This is a genomic window from Nodularia chucula CCY0103 (assembly GCF_963923915.1).
Taxonomy (GTDB): Bacteria; Cyanobacteriota; Cyanobacteriia; order Cyanobacteriales; family Nostocaceae; genus Nodularia; species Nodularia chucula.
Map to the genome: position 1 here is coordinate 39,593 of NZ_CAWUOL010000024.1, position 17,413 is coordinate 57,005.

General features: G+C 40.7%; 17 protein-coding genes. 13 read left to right on the forward strand and 4 right to left on the reverse strand.

Annotated features, from left to right (window positions below):
* Positions 1-149: 149 nt before the first annotated feature.
* The 4 genes from ACM0OP_RS09510 to ACM0OP_RS09525 all read left to right on the forward strand — a co-directional run bounded on the left by ACM0OP_RS09510 (position 150) and on the right by ACM0OP_RS09525 (position 4,695).
* Complete coding sequence (locus ACM0OP_RS09510; protein ID WP_414528161.1) at positions 150-2,738, forward strand: HD family phosphohydrolase; 2,589 nt, start codon at positions 150-152, stop codon at positions 2,736-2,738.
* 38 nt (positions 2,739-2,776) lie between these two features.
* Positions 2,777-3,964, forward strand: coding sequence for an AAA family ATPase (locus ACM0OP_RS09515; RefSeq protein ID WP_414528162.1), 1,188 nt, complete (start codon positions 2,777-2,779; stop codon positions 3,962-3,964).
* The gene (locus tag ACM0OP_RS09520; RefSeq protein WP_414528163.1) at positions 3,964-4,254 is read left to right on the forward strand and encodes a hypothetical protein; all 291 of its coding nucleotides are present in this window, start codon (positions 3,964-3,966) and stop codon (positions 4,252-4,254) included. Before ACM0OP_RS09515 ends, ACM0OP_RS09520 begins: the two co-directional genes overlap by 1 nt.
* A 96-nt stretch (positions 4,255-4,350) precedes the next feature.
* A complete protein-coding gene (locus ACM0OP_RS09525) occupies positions 4,351-4,695 on the forward strand; it encodes a DUF4276 family protein (RefSeq protein WP_414528180.1) in 345 nt (114 codons plus the stop codon).
* Here the strand turns inward: ACM0OP_RS09525 and ACM0OP_RS09530 are convergent.
* The 3 genes from ACM0OP_RS09530 to ACM0OP_RS09540 all read right to left on the reverse strand — a co-directional run bounded on the left by ACM0OP_RS09530 (position 4,692) and on the right by ACM0OP_RS09540 (position 7,720).
* Positions 4,692-5,927 (reverse strand): DUF445 domain-containing protein, encoded by a 1,236-nt coding sequence (locus ACM0OP_RS09530; protein ID WP_414528164.1) that lies wholly within the window; start codon positions 5,925-5,927, stop codon positions 4,692-4,694. The two genes, ACM0OP_RS09525 and ACM0OP_RS09530, sit on opposite strands and share 4 nt — an antisense overlap.
* Before the next feature lie 64 nt (positions 5,928-5,991).
* Positions 5,992-6,681: a bifunctional demethylmenaquinone methyltransferase/2-methoxy-6-polyprenyl-1,4-benzoquinol methylase UbiE gene (gene ubiE / locus ACM0OP_RS09535; protein WP_414528165.1), complete on the reverse strand. Its 690-nt coding sequence runs from the start codon at positions 6,679-6,681 to the stop codon at positions 5,992-5,994.
* Positions 6,682-6,763: 82 nt separating this feature from the next.
* Complete coding sequence (locus ACM0OP_RS09540) at positions 6,764-7,720, reverse strand: response regulator (RefSeq protein ID WP_414528166.1); 957 nt, start codon at positions 7,718-7,720, stop codon at positions 6,764-6,766.
* Between the two features lie 257 nt (positions 7,721-7,977).
* Here ACM0OP_RS09540 and ACM0OP_RS09545 point away from each other — a divergent pair, with 257 nt between their 5' ends.
* A complete protein-coding gene (locus ACM0OP_RS09545; protein ID WP_414528167.1) occupies positions 7,978-9,066 on the forward strand; it encodes a RuBisCO accumulation factor 1 in 1,089 nt (362 codons plus the stop codon).
* Between the two features lie 8 nt (positions 9,067-9,074).
* Here the strand turns inward: ACM0OP_RS09545 and ACM0OP_RS09550 are convergent, their stop codons facing one another.
* On the reverse strand, positions 9,075-10,736 hold the full coding sequence (locus tag ACM0OP_RS09550) for a glycosyltransferase family 39 protein (protein WP_414528168.1): 1,662 nt from the start codon (positions 10,734-10,736) through the stop codon (positions 9,075-9,077).
* Between the two features lie 186 nt (positions 10,737-10,922).
* Here ACM0OP_RS09550 and ACM0OP_RS09555 point away from each other — a divergent pair, with 186 nt between their 5' ends.
* The 8 genes from ACM0OP_RS09555 (at position 10,923) to ureG (ending at position 17,241) form a co-directional block, all read left to right on the forward strand.
* Positions 10,923-13,319, forward strand: coding sequence for an ATP-dependent helicase (locus ACM0OP_RS09555; protein WP_414528169.1), 2,397 nt, complete (start codon positions 10,923-10,925; stop codon positions 13,317-13,319).
* Positions 13,320-13,356: 37 nt separating this feature from the next.
* Positions 13,357-13,554, forward strand: a complete 198-nt coding sequence (gene rpmI / locus ACM0OP_RS09560) for a 50S ribosomal protein L35 (RefSeq protein ID WP_414528170.1) — start codon at positions 13,357-13,359, stop codon at positions 13,552-13,554.
* A gap of 19 nt (positions 13,555-13,573) precedes the next feature.
* Positions 13,574-13,930: a 50S ribosomal protein L20 gene (gene rplT / locus ACM0OP_RS09565; protein WP_414528171.1), complete on the forward strand. Its 357-nt coding sequence runs from the start codon at positions 13,574-13,576 to the stop codon at positions 13,928-13,930.
* A 12-nt stretch (positions 13,931-13,942) separates the two neighbouring features.
* Positions 13,943-14,791, forward strand: coding sequence for a transporter substrate-binding domain-containing protein (locus ACM0OP_RS09570; RefSeq protein ID WP_414528172.1), 849 nt, complete (start codon positions 13,943-13,945; stop codon positions 14,789-14,791).
* 80 nt (positions 14,792-14,871) lie between these two features.
* Complete coding sequence (locus tag ACM0OP_RS09575) at positions 14,872-15,405, forward strand: tetratricopeptide repeat protein (RefSeq protein WP_414528173.1); 534 nt, start codon at positions 14,872-14,874, stop codon at positions 15,403-15,405.
* A 113-nt stretch (positions 15,406-15,518) separates the two neighbouring features.
* Complete coding sequence (gene ureE / locus ACM0OP_RS09580) at positions 15,519-15,962, forward strand: urease accessory protein UreE (protein WP_414528174.1); 444 nt, start codon at positions 15,519-15,521, stop codon at positions 15,960-15,962.
* Entirely contained in the window at positions 15,940-16,629 is a 690-nt protein-coding gene (locus ACM0OP_RS09585; protein WP_414528175.1) for an urease accessory protein UreF, read from the forward strand. The genes ureE and ACM0OP_RS09585 overlap by 23 nt, the downstream gene beginning before the upstream one ends.
* A gap of 6 nt (positions 16,630-16,635) precedes the next feature.
* Positions 16,636-17,241: an urease accessory protein UreG gene (gene ureG, locus ACM0OP_RS09590; RefSeq protein WP_414528176.1), complete on the forward strand. Its 606-nt coding sequence runs from the start codon at positions 16,636-16,638 to the stop codon at positions 17,239-17,241.
* The last annotated feature ends 172 nt before the right edge of the window (positions 17,242-17,413 follow it).

Here is a 17,413-nt window from a genome sequence, read left to right on the forward strand (position 1 = left end):
AAGTATAACCTTACTCTGTAGGTAGCTATTGTGTGCAATCGGCTTCAACCAGATACCATTAGCGATGTTCTCAGAAAACCCATTACCACTGGGGAATTTCTGAGCATTGTGTTGTTTTAAGTGATCCAAGTAAAGCGGCTCCAGAGATCATGAAAAAGCAGCGATTTTTTAAGTCTTTTGACAACAACGAACACCAAAAACCAGAAATAGCACTCAGAACAATGGCAAAAACGCTCAGAATTAGGCGGGGGATGGATGCAGTGTGTCTCGGCTGGGTGCATTCTCGGCGTTCCTCTGTTGTTTTGGCGATCGCTGTAGTATCTCTTACAGGGGTGATGGGACATAAACTATACAATCAACCCCAGCTAGCAGTGGGTACTCCCGCACCAGAAACGATGAAAGCACCCTACACCGCTAGCATTAAAGATCAAGAAGAAACAGAAACCCAACGCCAAGAAGCCAGCAGAACTTCCATTCCAGTGTTGATGGTGGATGTCCAAAGAACTGAAAGAATCAACAGAAATTTACAGCAACTTTTGGATGAAGGCCAGAAAATTCGCACTACTGCCGGAGTTTTTCCATTTTTTGATACATCAGTAGTGTCCATTCCTACCCAGCATTATCTGCGTTCATGTTCGGCTTCAGAATGGAAAACCCTACTGATAACTTTAAAAAATACTGGGGAAGAAAAATCTAATTTATCACTGGGGCGAAACGGAAATAAACAACTGGGAAACATAGCACAAAAACTCCCCACAGCCGAGTATTTCCCTCTGTTTCCATCAGCTACAGGTTCAGTGATTCCAGAACAGCAATCTCTGCCGAATTTCCTCAACTCAGGAAATGTACCCCTGTTTCTCTATCCTTTAGATGAAAAACCCGTTAATATTGCCGAAAATACTGATTTTATTCAAGCAGTAGCGGAGCTAAAAGCTTATCGTGCCACAACTTCTGAGCAAAACTTAGATTCACTGATAGTCCAAACCTCCCAAGTTCGGCAAGTATACAGCCAAGCCAGAATCCAACTTTTAGGGATAGACAAGCCCAATATTAAGAAAGTTTACAGCGAGATTTCCCTGCTGAAATTATCAGATCAAGATTGGGGAGAAGCCCAAAAAGGTGTTCGTCAGAGTGCTAATCGGATTCTCGCTCAAGGTATTCCCCAAGGTTTACCCTTAAATATTTTACAGAATGCGGTGAGCCTGCAAGTACAGGAATTTGTCCCTAAAAATGCTGAACCTTTGGCAATTGATTTGTTGTTAACGGTGCTGCAACCTAATCTGAAGAATGATGACGAACAAACTCAACAACAAATACAGCAAGCATCAGATCGAGTCCCACCAGTCATGGTGGAAGTGCGTCAAGGAGATGTAATTGTTTATAAGGGTGAGGATATTACTCGATGGCACTTTGATGTTCTAGAACATTATCAATTAATTACCCGGAAAAATAACTGGCGACAACTGGCAAAATTAGCTGGTATTGTGACTATAGCCATTGGTGTGTTTGTTTTAGTCGAAAGACAGATGAAGTGCAAATTACGCCAGCGCGATTATTTATTAATATTGCTACTCACTCTAAGTATCCCTGGTGTATTAGCCGTGGGCTTACCATATACCTCTTGGAGCGCTGTGGGTTTATTATTGGGTAGCTTCTATGCACCTGCCTTGGGTACTACTGTTGTGGGACTGCTGCTGCTAATTTTACCTACCACTGTGGAAATCAGCATGATTGCGCTGTTAGCTGGTGGGACGGCGGGAATATTGGGTAGTAGTATGGCGCAAAAATTGCGATCGCGTGAAGAACTGGCATTATTAGGTGCGGCGATCGCATTGACTCAGGGTGGTATCTACCTGATGATGAAATTACTCATTGGTGCAGCATTTGGCGGAGGTTGGTATATCGTACTTCAGGAATCAGGATTATTTGCTTTGTCTGGTTTAGCTTGGAGTATTGTCGCCTTGGGCTTGAGTCCCTATCTAGAAAAAGTATTTGATTTAGTTACCCCCATTCGATTAGCTGAACTATCCAATCCTAATCGCCCCTTACTAAAACGACTAGCCACTGAAACCCCTGGTACCTTTCAACATACTTTATTGGTTGCAAGTCTGGCTGAGGCTGCTGCCAAAAAGCTGGGATGTAATGTAGAACTAGTCAGGGCTGGAACTCTCTATCATGATATTGGCAAAATGCACGACCCTCTAGGCTTTATTGAAAATCAAATGGGGGGTCCGAATAAACATGAAACCGAGATTCAAGATCCTTGGAAGAGTGCAGAAATTATTAAAAAGCACGTGACTGAAGGATTAGTCATGGCGCAAAGACACCTTTTACCCACAGCGATACAAGCGTTTATTCCTGAACATCAAGGCACGATGTTGATTGCGTACTTTTATCACCAAGCCCAACAAATGTCTCAGGAAAATCCCAATTTAATCCTAGATGACGCAGATTTTCGTTATGACGGACCAATTCCCCAATCACGAGAAACCGCAATAGTCATGTTAGCAGACTCCTGTGAAGCGGCGCTGCGATCGCTTAAAGATGCCACTCCAGAGAAAGCCTTAGCCATGCTTAATAATATTCTTCGTGCTAAGTGGCAAGAAAATCAAATGGTAGATTCCGGACTGACACGGCAAGAAATGTCAGAAATCAGCCAAATTTTTGTCGATGTTTGGCAACAATTTCACCACAAGCGCATTGCTTATCCCAAAATGAAGGCAGGTAAAAATGGGTAATAATCATCAAGACTGTTCTTTTTAAGGTAGATTTAGTTATGAAAATTGTTTCTATAAAAATTAAAAATTATCGAGCCTTTGAATCTCTAGAAATAAAAGAAATTCCCACCTTTTGCGTCATCATCGGAGCCAATGGTACAGGTAAATCTACACTATTTGATATTTTTGGTTTTCTCCGCGATGCCCTAAAAAATAACATTCGTCAAGCCCTTCAGATCCGAGGTGGATTTAATGAAGTCGTCACTAGAGGCAAAGAACAAGAAGATATCGAAATAGAACTAAAATTCCGCATGAAAATTCTGGAGACAGAGCGCACCGTCACTTATACTTTAATTGTTGGAAAAGAAGAAAAAGGACGACCCGTAGTAAAAAGAGAAATACTACGCTACAAGCGTGGCGAATATGGTTCCCCATTCCACTTTTTGGACTTTCAGCAAGGTAAAGGTTATGCGATCACTAATGAAGAAAATTTTGAACAAACTGACGAAGAATTAGAGCGCGAAGAACAACAACTGGAATCTAGCGATATCTTAGCAATTAAAGGACTGGGGCAATTTCAACGCTTCAAAGCTGCCAGCGCCTTCCGTTCACTAATTGAAAATTGGCACGTTTCCGATTTTCATATCAGCGATGCCAGAGGTAGCAAAGATGTATCCTATGCCGAACACCTCACTCCTACAGGCGATAATATGGCAGTGGTTGCTCAATATATTTATCAAAACCATGATGAAATTTTTCAAGCTATTCTCAATAAAATGAAAGAAAGAGTCCCCGGTATTTCTCAAGTAGAAGCAAAAGAAACAGAAGATGGTAGACTAATTCTCAAGTTTCAAGACCAAGCTTTTAAAGACCCCTTTATAGATCGCTATGTTTCTGATGGCACAATGAAAATGTTTGCCTATTTAATTCTGCTATTCGATCCTAAACCCCATCCTTTACTATGCGTCGAAGAACCCGAAAACCAACTTTATCCTAGTTTGCTTCACGAACTTGCTGAAGAATTTGCCAGTTATGCCCATAGAGGCGGACAAGTCTTTGTTTCTACCCACTCTCCTGACTTTCTTAATGCTGTTCCCCTAGAAAGTATTTTCTGGTTGACAAAAGACAAAGGAATTACCGAAATTTATCGAGCCAAGGATAATGAAACCCTGAATAACTTAGTGAAAGCAGGAGATTTACCCGGATATCTCTGGAATCAAGGCTGGTTTGAAGGAGTCGCTCCCTAATGAGTTACGATTTTATCTTTTTATTAGAAGAATCTTCTATAAAAAATGTTTTAAATGAAATCTTACCCAAAATAATTCCTGATGAAATTTCCTTTATTTGTATTTCTCACCAAGGTAAACAGGACTTAGCTAAATCTATACCAAATAAAATTAAAGCCTTTCAATTTAACCCTGCCACAAAATTTGTTATTGTTCACGATCAAGACTCCCATGACTGTAAAAAACTCAAATCAGAACTTTTAGAAATTTGTCAAAATGCAGGAAACAAAAACATACTGATCCGAATATAGGACTCCTATTTGATTTCTGAACGGATTTTAAGATAAACGCCTCGTTGGATAAAGATTTTAATCTCAGTATGTTTTCAAAATTCAAACCGGATTCCTATAGTATGTCATGAACTAGAATCTTGGTTTTTGGGTGATTTAGCCGCAGTCGAAACAGCCTATGGACTAAAACCCGAAAGTTTGAGTCAAAAACAAAATCAAACCAAGTTTCGTAACCCAGATAGAGTCAACTCCGCGAAAGAAGAACTTAGAAAGTTAGTTTCAGAATATTACCCCGGCACTCATTCTAGGATGATCGCACCCTATTTATCCTTGACTGAAAACAAATCTCGTAGTTTTCAAGTTTTTCTCGATGGAATTAATAAAATTCTGAAGGAGGGTAACATGACACAAAGCAAAATGCAAGAGCAGCTACCTACCCCCAAATCTGAAGATAAAATCTAAGCTTGAGTCAGGAGTAAAAATCCGACTTGGAATAAACCCACGATAAAACCCAATACACCGCCTAGAGTGACAATTGCCTGCAATTCATTTTTGACAATTCCCTCAATAGCCGCTTCTAAATCAGCAGGTGAAGTAGATTTTACCCGGTCAACAATCACTTGATCTATGGATAATATGGGAATTACCTGGGCGACAATTTTTTCTAAATCTTTTTCTAAATATTTCTCTAAAATTTTAGCTAACTCTTGACTAACAACTTCTAGGGAAGAATTAACCACAGGTGAAGTGCTGAGACGATTCAGTAATAATGTAGCGATATTTTCCCAGTTTACAGAATCAGTTAAACCTTGGATTAAATCACCACCACTAGCCTGAATATAGTGACGGACACTTTCCCTGGTAGTTTTTCGTAATTGCCTGACTGTGCCAATGGGCAAGTTTTGTAATGATAAATTTACCAGAACTTTCTTCAAGCGATCGCGCATTTGCAAAACTTGAATTAATTCTTCTAATCGAGCATTAGTAGCATCTTTTTCATCTAAGCAAAAAGTCCTCAACCTTGTCAAGGTATTACGTAAACCAAATAAATTTGCTACCACCCAATAAGTCCCACTAGTCTTTTCCCGAAAGCTTTCATCAATAGTTTGAATAGTCCGGTCTGTCAAAAAATCAATAACTACTTGGCGTAAAACATCTGGAGGTATAACTACCTGTAACAACCAATCAGCCAACCTTTGAGATTGTTCTTCACTCAGTTGTAATTCCAGTAATACTTGGTCAAAAATTTGATTTATCTGTGCTTCTAAAAAATCTTCGCGCCTGGCTAAAACTTTCAGCAATCGCGGTAATGATTCTCCTAACAAATCGCGCAAAATTCCCGCCACAATTTTGGCGCTTTTTTCATTTTTGTCAGCTTTGATTTGTTCAATAGCCAATTGTAATAACCACAAAATTGCTGACTGTACGCGTTCTGTTTGTAACAAACGCCGCGCCAGATTTTGCAATTCTCCTGGAGTCAGCAAAGACCCCATAATTGTATTAGAAATGTTCTTAGCCAGACGTTCCTGGTTGCGTGGAATCAATCCAGGAGTAAATGGTACTTTTCGCCCAGCTATATAAATTGCTCTGTAAGGGCGAAATAACATTTTAATAGCTATATCGTTGGTGAAATAGCCAATAACGCTACCCAGCACCGGGGGTAATAAATAAAACCAAACGTGAGACCAATCCAAAGTAAAAATTAATAAAATTGGAATTGATAGACGATATGAGTTGAGTTTACTGCAAAACTCTGGCTCATTTGCTGACTACCAACACTCCCATCATATCGTTCGCAATGGGGTAGTGTGTAGCTGATGTAAATCCAACTTGACTGGCTAACTCTACTTGCTCTTGTCCTGTGGGGAAACGATCCAGACTGGGACTAATGTAGGCGTATTCTTCCTTTAAACCCATCCGTTGAGCAATTGGTACAACTATATTATCTAAATACAATTGCTGAAAAGCCCGAATCTGCTGATTTCTAGGACGATGAAAATCTAGAATTGCCGCTTTTGCACCAGGTTTGAGAACGCGATGTAATTCTTGCAGGCTGCGGGGAATATCTGTAACATTTCTTAAACCATAGCCCATTGTGGCGGCATGGAAGTAGTGATCATCGAAGGGTAAATTCAGCGCATCGGCTTCTATCCAAGAAATAGACGGTTGGGGGTACTGATTTTGGCAGCGTTTTTCCGCAGTAGCTAGGAGGTTAGGGGAAAAATCCACACCATACACTTGTCCCCCGCTTTCGACATATCTGGCTAACCGAAAAGCTAAGTCACCACTACCACAACATAAATCCAGACAAGTATCTCCTGGTTTAGCAGCACTCCATTTAACTGTCATTTCCTTCCATATTCGATGTTGTCCCAGACTCAACCAATTATTTAAATCGTCATAAACTGGAGCAATACGGTCAAAAATATTCCGAATGTCTGGATTCATTGGTGAAGACTTGCGACTAAAAATATATAGTAGGGGACAGGGAACAGAAATTTAAAAGATGCTCCCTTGGAACTGGTTCCAGTTAACAGCGAGATTCGTCACTGAGTGCTGCTGTAAAGCAGATGGCTACTAGTTCTACCGATAGACTAATTAGTTTCAATTCATCTTCCCGTAAAGAGAAGGGTTCTTGCCATTGCAGGGATAAAATGCCTAAGATATTTTGGCGGTAGATGATGGGAATTACTAAATGTGCTGCCACACCAGTATCTTGGTAATGACTGACATCAGCTAGTTTGGGATCTTTGGCGACATTTAAGGAAACTTGCATTTTACCACTGGCGATCGCCTCATCTGTGAGTGGATCTTCAGCCAGCCAGTTTTCTACAGTATCTCCCGAAGAATAAAAACCTTGAGTTGCTACTAACTGCTTTTCCTCAACTAGCTGCAAAATACATCTATCGGCTGAGAAGCTTTGACTAAATACCTCAGCAATTACGGTCAAATCCTCTTTTAAGCTATGGTGTTCCTGTGTTAATCGTACTAAAACAGTCAGTAATGCCATTTGAGCATTAGCCCGGCGTAATTCTTCTGTACGTTGCTTGAGCAAGTCATAGGTTTCTGCTGCTCTTTGCACCACTGCCTTTAGTTCTCCTGGGTCCCAAGGCTTGGTAATATATTTGTATACTTGTCCGGCGTTAATAGCTTCGACTAAATCTTCAATATCAGTGAACCCTGTGAGAATAATCCTGACAGTATCTGGGAACTGTGGTACTGTTTTGCTGAGAAACTCAGTTCCTTTCATTTCTGGCATTCGCTGATCGGAGATAATTACAGCAACTTCCCCTTCTGAAGCTAATACTTTTAGGGCATTGACTCCACTATCTGCTTTGAGAACGTTAAAATCTCGCCGAAAGGTGCGATATAGTAAGTCGAGATTGTCTGGCTCATCATCAACCACAAGGATTTTGAGTTTTTTCTGTCTGGCTAAATTTGATAATTGACGGAGATTTTTCTGAGTGGCGGTCAGGGGATTATCCATAAAATGGTGACTTTGAGTATTAGTTATTTTGTTATATTCCATACCTAGATTAATGGAGAAACTGCCGGAACACTTGGGTAAATTCACGGTTGTAATTCTACATTTTTTCTAGTCTCTAGAAAATGTTACGATTATTAGAGCAGAAAAACTCAGTCATAGGAAAGGTGATAGTATCTCTAGTCTAAAGTATATTAAAATACTCTGTTATACAAATTTTCCTCAACAGAAATTAAAATTACAGCCCTCACGCCATAATTATGACTAATCTATCTTCTAATGCTCAAAATCCTGAAAATGCTTTAAATGAAGATGTAGTAAAAGATTTACTACAAAAGCTGCGGCAAAAGCAAGGTAACTGGGTAGAGTGGGGAGTAGCGATCGCCTCTTTGCAAAAATCTGGTTACAATCCCCAAGAGATTTTTGAGGAAACAGGATTTGAGCCAATTCAACAAAATCAGGTAATTGTTGGCTCTCAAGTTTATAATTCTTTAGAAAAAGGTGGTGCTTCAGAAGCAACGCGATCGCACTACGCTACTAGAGGTAGTGATATTTTGTACGAACTGCGGTTGCTGACTCACGAACAACGGGCGGCGGCGGCTGAACTGACCTTTACTCATAAACTGGATATGGATGAAGCGCGGGAAGTAGCCAAAGCCATTAAAGATTTCTCCCGCTTCCAAACTTTACCATCAGGTTTTTCTGCCCATCCTGGGGATGCTGTGGCTTATCAAGCATGGAAACTAGCACGGCAATATACAGATTTGCAAGAGCGATCGCGCTTAATTGCCAAAGGCTTACGTTTTGCTCACACACCCACAGCTAGGAACCAAATCGAACAGTTACTGCTAGATTTTACCGTAACTTCCCAAAAACCAGCACCCATTTTACCCTTCTATCGCTTTGAGTCAGAGGACGAATTACCCCGCATCGTCCCTGTAGTCGGGGAGTTACCACTAACACCCCAAGACTTACAAAGTGTGCCGATGGTAGAAAATATTCCCCCATTTGGTTTAGTTAAATTTGCCGGAGAACAAGCTTGGGTTCCATTACCCGGTTGGCAGGTTTTGTTAAATGCAGAAGATCCAGTGGTAATTTTGTGTAATAGCGATCGCCTACCCAACGCAGATAACAATCCGCCTAAACCAGTGCTAGTAGTTGTAGACCGCGACCAAAGAGAATGGGATGATTCTAACTACTTCGTTGTTGAACATGACGGTGAATTAGATTTTCAGTGGTTTGATACCGACCCCAAAATTTCTCTACTGGGGAAAGTAATTGTCATTGTTCGTCCTAAAAAAATCTTTGATGAATTTATCAGCAAAGATATCTGGCAAATTGAGGAATAATCCAACAATTAAAGTGGGATTGTCTGGCAACGATAAAGCTGGTAGGGAACACCTATGCGATAGTGATGGGTAGTATCTATCTGGCACATACTCTCCCCCGACAGCCCCACCTCCTGGGGATACTCCAGTCTTCTCATTCCAGGTGCAACTATCCATAAATTCATCTGCGATGTTTTCGGTATAGGCATTTCATCTAACCTCAGCCAAAAATTAGGCGTATCCACAGATTTTTTTAAAAAAGCAAAACTATCAATAACAGCAGCATTTGTATGACTTCTGACTTTTTCTAATGCCAAAGCAAAACTTAATCCCAACGCCACATCTTGATAACTGTTATATCCCACCACCAGCATCACAGGCACAGATGATTCTAAATTCATGTTCTGTGCAGTTTGTTCAGGTTGGAACGGTTTTTGAAAGACTAAATCAGAAATTACAAAAATGCAGCTGAGAATACCCACAAATAAAATTGCTAATTTTGCATGATGATTTTTGCTAATACTCGCTCCTAACAAGGCGCAAAAACTGGGATAGTAAACAAAGTTATAGCGGGGAATAATAGTGATATCTTTACCCAAAAAATAGGCGATGGCAAAGAATTGAATGAAGACAATAATGGTGAAACTAACTAAGGTTAATGTGGCTAAATGGCTGGTATCATCTAACCAAAGGATTTTTAAACCTTTCCATGCCTGCCACCCTAACCAAATTGCAAAACTTACCATCAAACCACCACAGATAACTGTAATTGGTAATGATTGATTTTCTACAGGTAAAGCAATCACCATTAAAATCCCATTCATTAAAGTTTGATATAGTGGTGCAATGTGTATAGTGTCAGGCAACCAGTTGGTTTCAGCACTCTGGAAATGAATCAATAGTACGGGTAGCCAAGGCATAAATGTCAGAATAACTCCAGTAATTGATATAGTTAAAATTAGAGAAACCTGGACTTTGTTAATAATATTAACTTTCCACAAAGATATTAATATAATTAATGTGATCACTTCTGCGATAAAAGCTAAAATAAAAAAGTAATGAATATAAAGACCAATACTATTAATAATTGACCATAATAATACTACCCAAATTCTCAAACGTTGCTGCTGAAAAATATCTTGCTGAATTTGCACTAGTCCCAATAATGCTAAAGTTATGAGCAACATAGGCATGGTGTAGTGGCGTGCTTCTTGGGAAAGGTAAACAGCAAAGGGTGAAATAGCCATAATCAGTGCCGCCATAATTCCCGATGCTGGGTAAAAACCAATGCGGTTGATACCATAAATTGCGGCGATCGCACTTACTCCTAATAAAGCAGGTAGCGATCGCAATTGTGCCACCCACTCTGAACCCAAAGGCATCATCCACCCTAACCACCTGTACATTCCGCAAAAAAATAATGGGGGGTGTGTAGACTGATTAGCGATATTTTCCGCAATTTGTTGACAACTAACTCCAGGCTGGTAAGAAAAAATTTCTGCGACACTTGCCAGAGGAAATAAAACATTTAAGGGTAAATCATGATAATTTTTTCCCAAACTAAAAATAGCTGTAATTACCTCATCCATCCATAAAGGTTTTAACCCTAAATTCCCAAAGCGCAAGACAGCACCCAGTGCCATCGTTCCAGCTAAAGCCAGATAATCTAAATATAATTTCCGATTTGCCATTTACTAATTAGGGCTTGCTGAATAAAGCCTACGACAGACTAAATAAACCTTTTAGAAATACGTTTTTTGATAGCAACCGCCAAGGATTTTAGGACATAAATTGCTCATAAAAGTTAGACAACGAAAGTCTTTTACCCCACTCCCTACTCCCTACTCCCCACTCCCCAGCTATAACTTTTAAACCTTATGTTAGATACTGATTTTACAACTAGTGTTTCTCCAGAATGTCTCCAAGGGAAAATAGCACAGAAGATTTTATCCATCCGTAATAGTCTGCGCCCAGGACAACAGCAGATGGCTGATTGGCAATCCGGCCCCTTGGCAGTTTCGGCGGTTCCTGGGTCTGGTAAATCTACTGGTATGGCCGCAGCAGTAGCGATCGCCATCGCCCGTCAGTACCAAGATGATAGGGAATCACGCCCCTCTTCTCGTCGTCAAATTGTAGTTGTGACTTTTACTCGTTCCGCAGCCACCAATATTAAAGCAAAAATTCGCCAATACCTACGAGATTTATCTCTACCTCCTACAGGCTTTGCTGTGTATACCCTGCATGGACTAGCTTTAAATATTGCCAGTCGTTATCCGGATTTATCAGGTTTAGAATTAGATAATGTCACATTAATTACACCAACTCAAAGTCACCGCTTGATTCGCACAGCAGTGGAAGAATGGATAACTCATCATCCCGGCAGTTATTCTCGGTTACTAGAAGGTACTGAATTTGACGGCGAAGAGACAGAAAAGTTACGTCGTCAATCAGTTTTACGCACAGAAGTATTACCAGATTTGGCTACTACAGTCATTCATGAAGCTAAAAGTTCTGCGGTATCGCCGGAAACACTGCGACAGTGGAGTCAAAGCACTAAAGATGAATATGGCATTTTAACCATAGGGGCGGGATTGTATGAACAGTATCAAAAATTAATGCGATCGCGTGATTTCATCGACTACGACGAGATGATTTTAGCTTCTCTGCGCGTCCTGGAAAATCACAGCGCCCGTAATATTGAGCAAAATCAAGTTGTGGCGGTATTTGAAGATGAAGCCCAAGATTCTAGCCCTTTGCAAACCCAACTGTTAGAGATTTTAGCCAGTAATGATGCAAAAGCAGCAGAAACTGGGCTTTTACTAGAATCTTCTTCCTCATCTCTCCACTCCCTAATGGATCTAGTGCGAGTTGGTGATCCTAATCAGGCAATTAACTCGACTTTTACACCTGCTGATCCGATTTATTTCCGTAATTTTTGCGGAGTGTGCGACAGTTTGGGAAAACTAGCCACAATGGATCAAGCTGGACGCAGCACTGGTATGATTATTGCCGCCGCTAACTTCGCTTTAGAACAGGTAAATAAATTTTATCACCACAAAAATCAGGGATTATTGCCCTTTCGTCCCCAAAAAATCCGTACTGTTAATACTAACGATCCTCAACCCAATGCGAACCCACCATCTATAGGGACTGGATTGGAACTGTATACGCCCCGTGATATTTATCACACAGTTGAATTGATTTCCCAAAGAGTAGTTGAGTTGTTTGTAGAAAATTCGGCAAAGATGAGCGGTGCTATTTTGGTGCGAGAAAATCGTCAAGGACGCTGGCTAGGAGAAATGTTAACTTCTGTGTGTAAGGAGCATAAAATTACACTTTATGACGTGGGAGAAAGCGATCGCCGTTCTCACATACCCCAGGAAATTTTGGCATTGCTGCAATTTTGCGATCGCCCCCATTCTCCTGACTATCTCAAAGCAGCTTTAGAGGTATTAGTACAGCGTCAATTGATTCCTACCCAAGACCTCAACGCCCTGGCCAGTGTACCAGAAGAATTTTTGTATCCCACCCCTTTAGCAGCACCCCAGACAGATATAGTCAAAAAATCCGCCCATTTATGTCGGAGTTTACTACGCGCCCGTTTAGAACTACCGCTATATCACTTGATTGGCTTTTTAGGCTTAACCTTAAAATACGATCAACCAGAACTGGCAACTGCTCACAAACTAGCAGAACGGTTAACTCAGCAAATAACTGACAATTCTTCTTTAGAAACCATACTTTCAGTGTTAAGTGAAATAGTTACGTCTGAAAGGTTTGAAGCTGTGGAAACAGAAGATTTAGACGAGCGTTATACCCGTCCCGGTCAATTGACAATTATCACCATGCACAAGGCCAAGGGTTTGGATTGGGACTATGTATTTATGCCCTTTCTCCATGAAAACTTAATTCCTGGTAAGTTTTGGGTTCCTCCCAAAAGCAAATTTTTAGGTGAGTTTACTTTATCAGAAGTAGCCCGCGCCCAAATTCGCACGGCAATTCATGGTGAATCTCCTATCCCTGATGTCTCTCAGGCTTGGAAACAGGCAGAACATTTGAAAACCTCTGAGGAATATCGTTTACTCTATGTTGCTATGACAAGAGCAAAGCGCCTATTGTGGATGTCTGCATCAAAGCAAGCCCCTTTTACCTGGAATAAACCGGAAAATTTGCAAGAACAGCCGCCGTGTCCTGTTTTTCCAGCATTGAAACAAAAGTTTCCCGAATGTGTCGTTAGTTTGGCAACTGAAATTAATGAAGATTCAGGTAAATAGTATATAATTATGGATTGTGTCGAATTAAAGTCAGACCATGCCTAAACTCAAAACTCGTAAAGCTGCGGCAAAACGATTCCGTGCCACCGGTAGCGGTAAGATTGTCCGTCGCAAAGCTTTCAAAAACCACCTTTTAGAACATAAGTCTTCTCACAAAAAGCGTAGCTTGTCCAAGTCCACACTTGTACACGAACGCGATGAAGACAATGTGCGTTTAATGCTTCCTTATTTGTAAGTTGTTCAGGAAATAGAATATGACAAGGGTAAAACGCGGTAATGTAGCTCGTAAACGCCGCAATAAAATTCTCAAACTTGCTAAAGGTTTTCGTGGTTCCCATTCAACTTTGTTTAGAACCGCTAACCAACAGGTAATGAAGGCGCTACGCAGTGCTTACCGCGATCGCAAAAAGAAAAAGCGCGATTTTCGTCGCCTGTGGATCACCCGCATTAATGCCGCAGCTAGGCAACATGGTTTGAGTTACAGTCAATTAATCGGCAATTTGAAAAAAGCTGATATCCAACTCAATCGTAAAATGTTGGCACAATTGGCAGTTCTCGATCCCGCTAGCTTCAGCAAAGTTGCAGAATTGGCACTTCAAGCTAAAGGATAAGGAAGGTAACGGATGAATCACCGATGTAACAGATGGCTCGCCCTGAGCTTAGTCGATGGGCTAAAAATTAATCCGTTACATCTGGTATTATCCGCTACCCTTATTTGCTTGCTCTGCTTGTCTGGGGGATTGATGGTATCGGCTGCCCAAATGCCGGAAATTCAGCGTCGAGGTTATTTAAACATTGCCGTTAAAGATAACTTACGCCCTTTGGGATTTAGAGATAGTGATGGTAATTTACAAGGTTTAGAAATTGACTTGGCAAAACGTCTGGCATTGGATCTGTTAGGGAAAGAAGATGCTGTAAGATTCCAACCAGTAGCTAACCGCGATCGCTTGTCTGTAGTCTTAGACCAAAAAGTTGATTTAGCGATCGCCAGGGTAACAGCCACTGAGTCCCGCGCCCGGTTAGTAAGTTTAAGTGTTCCTTACTACTATGATGGTGCTGTAATAGTCACAAAAGATGCTTCTGTAACTCAGCTAAGTCATTTAGCAAACCGAAAAATTGCCGTCATCAACAACTCCAGCACAATTGCCCAAGTGCGTTACTATGTGCCGAAAGCCGAGTTAGTGGGAGTTGATTCATATCAACAAGGGCGATCGCTCACAGAAAATAATACAGTAGTAGCATTTGCGGCCGATGCCAGTGTTCTGACTGGATGGGTACAACAATATCCTCAATACCGACTTCTACCCACCAAACTATCCACAGAACCCTTATCTGTAGTCATGCCCAAGGGATTGCAGTACGATGACTTAAGACGACAAGTAAATCAGGCGATCGCTAAATATACAGCAGAAGGTTGGCTAAAAGAACGTGTTCAATATTGGGGCTTACCGTTAATCAGTCCACAATTATAAACTAAAAAAATATCTCCCTCCTCTCCCTAGTGTCCGATAATAGATATAGAAGTAGCTTTTAAAATTTGTATTTGCAGGCAATGGATAAAAATTTAGTCACTATTTATCTGTCAATTTTTGTAGGTCTGCTTTCATTTGCAGTTGTGAATGTTTTCCGCCAAATTTTCAAAACTCGCAGGCGTGAAAGTGCTTTAGCAAGATTACGTAAGAAATTGGAGAAAGAAAAAGGTACAGCACAAGAATATTACGAGTTAGCCAGTATTTATTCCGAAAAAAAAGTATTTTCTCAGGCAGTGGCACTATTTCAGAAAGCTATTAAAGCTGCTGAAGAAGAAAAGGAAGAAGACGAAGCAATTAGCGCCCCTATTTACAACGGTCTAGGCTATGTTTACTTTAGCCAAGAGCAGTATGACTTAGCAATTCGGCAGTATAAAGAAGCTCTAAAACTTAAACCTGACTATGTAACAGCACTTAATAATCTGGGACACGCCTACGAACGGAAAAAATTAACTTCTCAGGCACTACAAATGTATGAAGAAGCCCTAAAACTTGCTCCAAATAACACCATTGCTAAACGCCGCGCTGAATCTTTACGACGCTTAGTATCTGCTTAACTACTTCTAAACCTGCACATTGATCTGGGAATAGGGGTAATTGATTGTGGTAATTGTCTTCCGTAAATTAACCAAAAACGATATAACAGCAGATTGCAGGTAATTGTATTAAAATGCTGACTTTCACCCAACGTCAACCTCCTAATTCTGATGTCGTGGTCGCTTTCACCCTTGCACTCACAGCAGAAGAACGCACCCGCAGTCGTCATCGCTGGGAAACTGTAGATGGCAAAGTAATCTTTTTCCGTTTACCCAGAGGGACTTTACTGAAAGATGGTGATATTTTACAAGATGAAACCAATAGCAGTTTCATCAGAATTACTGCTAAACCAGAAACAGTTTTAACAGTTTTTGCTCAAACACCACTTTTATTAATGCGGGCTGCATATCATTTGGGAAATCGCCATGTACCCGTAGAAATCACTTCTAGCTATTTACGCTTACTACCAGATTCAGTGTTACGCACAATGCTGGAACAACTGGGACTAGAAATTACAGAGGAAATCTTACCGTTTCAGCCAGAATTTGGGGCTTATGGACACCATCACCCTCACTGATATCAGCTTTTTATACATATTGCAGCTAGCTAGTCCAGGGTTGCCGGTGGGAGCATATAGCTATTCTGAAGGATTAGAAATGCTCGTGGAAAAGGGCATCATTTCCGATTTAGGCAGCTTAAAGCATTGGTTACAAGCAGAACTACATTATGGCGCAATTCGGTTAGATGCGGGGGTGATAGTACGAGCTGAGAAATGTGCCACTATGGGCGATAGATCAACTTTATGCCGTTGGAATCTGTGGTTATCTGCTACTAGAGAAACCCAAGAATTACGGGCATCTAGTTGGCAAATGGGGCGATCGCTTACTCAGTTACTTGGTAAACTACAACCGGATATTATACCTTTAGTCAATGCTGTGGGTAATCCTTGCAATTATGCGATCGCTTTTGGGATTGCTATAGCTCATTGGCAAATTAACATTAAAGCGGCCTTGCTAGCATATCTGCATAGTTGGGCTAATAATTTGATCACTGCTGGCGTAAAACTGATTCCTCTCGGTCAAACTGCGGGACAAGACTTATTGTTAGAATTACAACCATTAATTAGCAATGCTGTATCAGAAATTCTAGCCTTAGAGGATGATCAACTCAGCTGTTGTAGCTGGGGTTTATCCTTAGCGAGTATGCAGCATGAAACACAGTATACCCGATTGTTTAGGAGTTAGAAGACAATGACTGCATTGCGTGTGGGAGTAGCTGGCCCCGTGGGTTCGGGAAAGACAGCCTTAGTAGATGCTTTGTGTAAAGCTTTGCGTCAGCAGTATCAACTTGCTGTAGTCACCAACGATATTTATACTCAAGAAGACGCTCAGTTTTTGGTACGTTCTCAAGCCTTGACAAGCGATCGCATTTTGGGAGTAGAAACAGGTGGATGTCCCCACACAGCAATTCGTGAAGATGCTTCCATGAATTTAGCTGCTATTGAACAATTAGAAAATCAATTTATGGATTTAGACATAGTATTTTTAGAAAGTGGCGGCGATAATTTAGCAGCTACCTTTAGTCCTGAATTAGTAGATTTAACAATCTATGTCATTGATGTGGCAGCAGGTGATAAAATTCCCCGCAAAGGCGGCCCCGGTATTACTAAATCTGATTTATTAGTGATTAATAAAATTGACCTTGCACCCTATGTAGGAGCAGATTTAGAGGTCATGAAACGAGACACGCAAAAAATGCGTGGTGATAACCCTTTTCTTTTTACAAATTTGAAGACTCAAGAAGGCTTGGGAGACTTGATTAAATTTGTGGCGTTACATCTATCTATAGAAGGATGATTACTTTGTAGGTTGGATTTAACGAAGGTAACCAAATTTTGAACGAGGGGTCTAATGAGCAGTGATTCCAAAAGTTAGTAGTGAGTATTCCAATTTTTTGGTGAAAAATGGGAATACATAGATATAAACTTAGTCAACAAGTTGAATCAAGAAATAGTCCTGAAGGCATTAG